Origin of the sequence: Pantanalinema sp., assembly GCA_036704125.1 — a bacterium.
Taxonomy (GTDB): Bacteria; Cyanobacteriota; Sericytochromatia; order S15B-MN24; family UBA4093; genus JAGIBK01.
Window position 1 is genome coordinate 1 of record DATNQI010000092.1, and the last position, 5,899, is coordinate 5,899.

5 protein-coding genes are annotated in these 5,899 nt (G+C 66.1%); 3 read left to right on the forward strand and 2 right to left on the reverse strand.

All coding sequences use genetic code 11. The features are described 5' to 3' along the window. A partial coding sequence (locus V6D00_14560) for a tRNA lysidine(34) synthetase TilS C-terminal domain-containing protein (GenBank protein HEY9900394.1) occupies positions 1–244 on the forward strand: 244 nt, incomplete at its 5' end. Positions 245–271: 27 nt separating this feature from the next. Here V6D00_14560 and V6D00_14565 read toward each other — a convergent pair. Continuing rightward, entirely contained in the window at positions 272–2,311 is a 2,040-nt protein-coding gene (locus tag V6D00_14565) for a methyl-accepting chemotaxis protein (GenBank protein HEY9900395.1), read from the reverse strand. A 469-nt stretch (positions 2,312–2,780) separates the two neighbouring features. Between V6D00_14565 and V6D00_14570 the strand changes: the two genes are divergently transcribed. Then, positions 2,781–3,554 (forward strand): ATP-binding protein, encoded by a 774-nt coding sequence (locus V6D00_14570; GenBank protein HEY9900396.1) that lies wholly within the window; start codon positions 2,781–2,783, stop codon positions 3,552–3,554. A gap of 62 nt (positions 3,555–3,616) precedes the next feature. Here V6D00_14570 and V6D00_14575 read toward each other — a convergent pair whose 3' ends face one another. Continuing rightward, complete coding sequence (locus tag V6D00_14575; protein HEY9900397.1) at positions 3,617–5,656, reverse strand: methyl-accepting chemotaxis protein; 2,040 nt, start codon at positions 5,654–5,656, stop codon at positions 3,617–3,619. Here V6D00_14575 and V6D00_14580 point away from each other — a divergent pair. Next, a partial coding sequence (locus V6D00_14580; protein HEY9900398.1) for a hypothetical protein occupies positions 5,655–5,899 on the forward strand: 245 nt, incomplete at its 3' end. The two genes, V6D00_14575 and V6D00_14580, sit on opposite strands and share 2 nt — an antisense overlap.

Below are 5,899 nucleotides of genomic sequence, written 5' to 3' on the forward strand. Positions count from 1 at the left end.
GCGTCTCGCCCGCCCCGACACCGATCGCTTCGTCCCCTGGGGCCGGCAGAAAGCGCGACCGCTCGCTCGATTCCTCGCCAAGCAGCGCTTGGCGCGTCCTGTCATGGAGCGTTTGCCCGTGCTCGCCGCAGGCGACGACGTGCTCTGGGCGGTGGGGATACGGCGATCGGCCCACGCCCCGATCGGCCCGGCGACGCGGCGCATCGTGAGAGCGATCGGCGAAAAGCCGCAGGGGGCCGGATGAAACCTCCGGCCCCCCGCGGCTTTTCGCTTACTTGCCCAGCAACGCCGGGACGCCGATCCGCCGCTCGAGGGATCGCGCCAGCTCGCCCAGCTTGAAGAAGGCCACCGTCTCCTGGAGGCTCTGGGCCTGGTGGCTGAGATCGTCCGCGGCCTTCGCCACCTGCTCGGTCGCAACCGCCGCCTCCTGCGAGCTCCTGCTCAGGCTGTCGACGGCGATCACCACCTGCCCCGCCCCCTGGCGCTGCTCGGAGGTCGCGTAGGTGACGGTCTTGGTGAGCTGGGCCATCTCGCCCACCGCCTCCGTGACCTGGTCGTTGATCGACGCCATCTGCTCGGCCGCCGCCACGATCTGCTGGCTGGCGCGAGCCTGCTCGCTGGTCGCGGCCGAGACCTCGCTGAGCAGGACGTTGACCTGCTGAGCGGCATCCTTGATCCTGCCGAGCGCCTCGCCCGTGCGATTGGCAAGCTCGGCCCCTTCCGTCACCTTGGCGGCTCCCTCCCGGGTCACGCCGACGGCCTGGGTGGTCTCCTGCTGGATGCCCTTGATGAGAGCACCGATCTCACCGGTCGCCTTCGCCGAGCGCTCGGCGAGCTTGCGGACCTCGTCGGCGACCACCGCGAAGCCCCGGCCCGCCTCGCCCGCCCGCGCCGCCTCGATGGCGGCGTTGAGCGCCAGCAGGTTGGTCTGCTCGGCGATGTCGTCGATCACCTCGATGATTGCCCCGATCTCGCCCGAGCGCTGATCGAGCAGGTGGATGGTCTCGAGGATGCCCCCCATGGTGTCCGAGATGGCCTTCATCCCGGCGATCGTCTCCATGACGGCCGCCTCGCCGGCATCCGCGGCCGAGGAGGCCCGGTCGGAGACTTGGCTGGCGTGGGCGACGTTGCCCGCCACCTGCTGGATGCTCGCCGCCATCTCGGCGATCGCGCTGCTGGTCTGGGTGACGGCCGCCGCCAGCTCGTCGGATTGCCCCCGGACGAGGGTCACCTTGTTGCCGAGGGTCTGGACGCTCGCATCCACGGACTGGAGGTTCGCCGCCATCTCCTCCATGGCCGCCGACGTCTCCTCGGCGCTCGACGCCTGGACCGCCGTCGTCTTCGAGAGCTCAGCACTCGAGCTGCCCACCTGCTCGGCCCCCGCCCCGACCGAATCGGCCGCTGAGCGAACCTGACCCACCACCTCGCGCAGCCCCTCGATCATGTCAGAGATGGCGTTGCCGAACTGGTCGCGCTCGCTCTTCGGGGTCACGGACCGGCCAAGATCCCCCCGGCTCATCGCCTCGGCCACCGACGCCACCTCCTTGAGGTAGGCCATCATCTGGTGGAAGCAACGGGCCAGATCGCCCAACTCGTCCCGGCTCGTGACCTCGACGTTCTGATCCAGCTCGCCCTTTGCGATGCCCTCGGCGGCCAGCGCGACGGCCTTGAGCCCCCGGGAGATGGTGCGGCCGAGGTAGAAGGCGATCGCGCCCCCGAGGGCGATCGCCGCGACCAGGAGTCCAAGGACCAACACCCGGACCTGCCCGTAAGCTCGCTGGCTCCTCTCGCTCGCGTTCTTGGCGACGTCCTCCTTGCTCTTCGCCAGCGCGACCATCTCGTTGTCGATCCGATCGATGATCGCGCGAGCGTTGTTGCTGACTTGGAGAGCCTCGGCGTTCGCATGCCGCCGGGCGAGCCCGACGATCTGCGCCTGGTAGGGCTGCCATTCCTTGAGGCTCGTCCGGATCTGGGTGACCTGATCACGCGTGGACTGGAGGTAGATGTGGTCCTCGAACTGCGTCAGGAGCTCCTGTACCTTGACCAGGTACCTCTGCATGTCGGCCAGATGGCGCTCGACCTCGTCCGGCTCGGTGGCCAGCAGGGCATTCTTCTCGGCGCGATCACGATGGCTCAGGTTTAGGTTCGCCTCCTTGATGACCGCGATGCCGCGCACCTCTTTCTCGTACATGTTCTCGAGCATGCCGTTGACGGTGCCAAGCTCCGCGAGAGCAAAGAGTCCCACCACCCCCATGAGTATGAGTATCGCACTGAAGCCGGCCAGCAGCTTCGTTCCGATGCGAAGTTTCATGAATCCTCCCGAATCCCGTACAAATGGCCTGCTCACCCGATCCTGACTGAGGAATCAGCCGCAAATTCGCCTAGCGGCACTCTTTGAGCATCACCAGTATCATTCCGCTGGGCCTCGTGCTGGTCTGGCAATCATTGGGCACATGCGTAACGCTAATCAAAAATAGGCGCATTACCTGAAACAATTAGCCGAATTTATTTAAAGTCAGTCCTAAATCCGCAAGATACTTGCGGATTTAATAGAAAGTACGAGTTAGTACATTACACCCATCTTAAAAAGAACATAGGCCAATGAAATAAATCTTAACATCTCGACATGTCTTATCACTATATGTTCCTTAGTACAGACTATGCCTCTTCAAGACCTTGCCCACTTCTACTTCGCATAGCTGACCTCAATGGTCGGATCGGCCAAGTTTCAGGTGAGTGCATCCTCGAAACCCCCACCTCACGAAACGAAGAGAATGCCAATGAAGTCCCTATCGGATCCGCTCCTTTATGACATCCTTTCTCCGAGCGAGCGCCACAGCCTCCTCGCCCCAGGGGAGGCCGTCCTAGTCGGCTGCTCGGGCGGCGCCGACTCCCTGGCGCTGGTCCACGCCCTCTGCGCGCTGGCTCCCGAGCGGGGGTGGCACGTGGAGGCCGCCTACGTCCACCACGGCCTGCGCCCCGAAGCGGATCGCGAGGCGGAGCTGCTCGCTGCGCGCATGGCGAGCTGGGGCGTCCCCTTCCGGGTCGCACGGGTCGCGATCAGGCTCGCGCCCGGCCAGAGCCCCGAGGAGGCCGTCCGCGACGCCCGGTACGCGGCCCTCAACGCCCTGGCCCGCGCCTCGGGCGCCACCCGCCTGGCGCCGCGCGCGCTCAATCCCGCCATCCACCCCACCCTGAGCCTGAACCTCGCGGTGCTCGCCGACGAGGACGACTACCTGAGTCGTCAAGCGCAAGAAGCCATCCGGCCCCTGCTGTGCCACGAGGGCCCGGGCCTGATCGGCCTGGAGGCCGCGGGCCTCGCGCTCCTGCCTCCCGCCCTTCCTCGCCCCTCGGGGGGCATCGGAAGCCTTCGACGCCGATCACCTGCCGCCCGATCTGGTCTGGCGTCTCGCCCGCCCCGACACCGATCGCTTCGTCCCCTGGGGCCGGCAGAAAGCGCGACCGCTCGCTCGATTCCTCGCCAAGCAGCGCTTGGCGCGTCCTGTCATGGAGCGTTTGCCCGTGCTCGCCGCAGGCGACGCGGCGCATCGTGAGAGCGATCGGCGAAAAGCCGCAGGGGGCCGGATGAAACATCCAGCCCCCCGCGGCTTTTCGCTTACTTACCCAGCAACGCCGGGATGCCGATCCGTCGCTCGAGGGACCGTGCCGGCTCGCCCAGCTTGAAGAAGGCCACCGTCTCCTGGAGGCTATGCGCCTGCCGGCTGAGGTCGTCCGCGGCCTGCGCAACCTGCTCGGTCGCAACCGCCGCCTCCTGCGAACTCTTGCTGAGGCTGTCGACGGCGATGACCACCTGCCCCGCCCCCTGACGCTGCTCCGAGGTCGCGTAGGTGACGGTCCTGGTGAGCTGGTCCATCTCGCCCACCGCGCCCGTGACCTGGTGGTTGATCGCCGCCATCTGCTCGGCGGCGGCCACGATCTGCTGGCTGGCGCGGGCCTGCTCGCTGGTCGCCGCCGAGACCTCGCTGAGCAGCACGCTGACCTGCTGAGCGGCGTCCTTGATCTCGCCCAGCACCTCGCCCGTGTGGTTGGCGAGCTGCGCCCCCTCTTCCACCTTGGCCGCGCCCTGCTGCGTGACGCCGACGGCCTGCGCGGTCTCCTGCTGGATCCCCTTGATCAGGCTACCGATCTCCCCGGTCGCCTTGGCCGAGCGCTCGGCGAGCTTGCGCACCTCGTCGGCGACCACCGCGAAGCCGCGTCCCGCCTCGCCGGCCCGCGCCGCCTCGATGGCGGCGTTGAGGGCCAATAGGTTGGTCTGCTCGGCGATGTCGTCGATCACCTCGATGATCGCCCCGATCTCGCCCGAGCGCTGGTCGAGCAGCCGGATCGTCGCCAGGATGCCCCCCATGGTCTCGTTGATGGCCTTCATTCCGGCGATCGTCTTGACGACGGCCTCCTCGCCGGCGTCCGCGGCCGAGGCGGCCTGCTCGGAAGCCTGGCTCGCGTGGGCGACGTTGCCCGCCACCTGCTGGATGCTCGCCGCCATCTCCGCGATCGAGCTGCTGGTCTGGGTGACCGCCGCGGCCAGCTCGTCGGACTGCCCCCTGATGAGGGTCACCTTGTTGCCGAGGGTCTGGACGCTCGAATCGACGGACTGGAGGTTCGCCGCCATCTCCTCCATGGCGGCCGACGTCTCCTCGGCGCTCGAGGCCTGGACCGAGGTCGTCTTCGAGAGCTCGGCGCTCGAGCTGCCGACCTGCTCCGCCCCCGCCCCGACCGAGTCGGCCGCGGAGCGGACCTGAGCCACCACCTCGCGCAGCCCCTCGATCATGTGGGAGATGGCGTTGCCGAACTGGTCGCGCTCGCTCTTCGGCGCCACGGACTTGCTGAGATCCCCCTGGCTCATGGCCTCGGCCACCGATGCCACCTCCTTGAGGTAGACGATCATGTGGCGGAAGCTCTGGGCCATGTCGCCCAGCTCGTCCCGGCTCGCGACCTCGACGTGCTGATCCAGCTCGCCCTTGGCGATCCCCTCGGCGGCCACCGCGACGACGCCGAGCCCCCGGGAGATGCCTCGGGACAGGTAGAGGGCGATCGCGACCCCGATGGCGATCGCCAGCGCCAAGAGCCCGAGGACCAGGACGCGCGCTTGCTCGTAGTCCTGGTGCCCCTTATCGCTCGCCGCCTTGGCGATGCTTTCCTTCTGCTGGGACAGCGCGGTCATCTCGTTGTCGATCCGATCGACGAGCTTGCGGCCCTCCCGGGCGACCTGCAGGGCCTTGGCGCTTTCGTTACGCCGCGCCAGCACCGCAATCTGGTCCTGGTAGGGCTGGAGATCCTTGAGGGCCGTGCGGATGCGCCCGATCCTCGCGCGCGCCTCCTCCGTACGGACGAGCGGCTCATACTGCCCCAGGTAGTTCAGGACCGCGGCGTGGTACTTCTGCACGTTAGCGAGCGAGTACTCGGTCTGAGCCAGATCGGTGGCCAGGATGGCGTACTTCTCCGAGCGATCCCGGTAGAGCAGGTTGAGGTTGGCCTCCTTGATGATGGAGATGCCCAGCACCTCTTTCCGGTACATGTCCTCCATGAGGCCGTTGACGGCGCTCAGCTTCGCGAGCGCGAAAAGGCCGACAATCCCCATGAGCAGCAGGAGCGCACTGAAGCCCATCAGCAGCTTCGTTCCGATTCGTAGTTTCATGGTACCTCCCGAAAATCGCATCGCCTGGCAGGCAGCGATTCCGCAGCGCAACGTCTCGCCAGGCAGCAAGCTCCCCGGACAAGCGCGACACAAAAACGAAAAAATAACTAAGAAAGCAAAATCCTCAGGATTCTCTTCACCTCATGGGATGGTAGCTCAGAAGTCCCCTAGAAATAAGGCATTTTTATATTATTTAATGAAAAATAAGACATTAATTAGTGAATATAATGCCTTAACTGATAA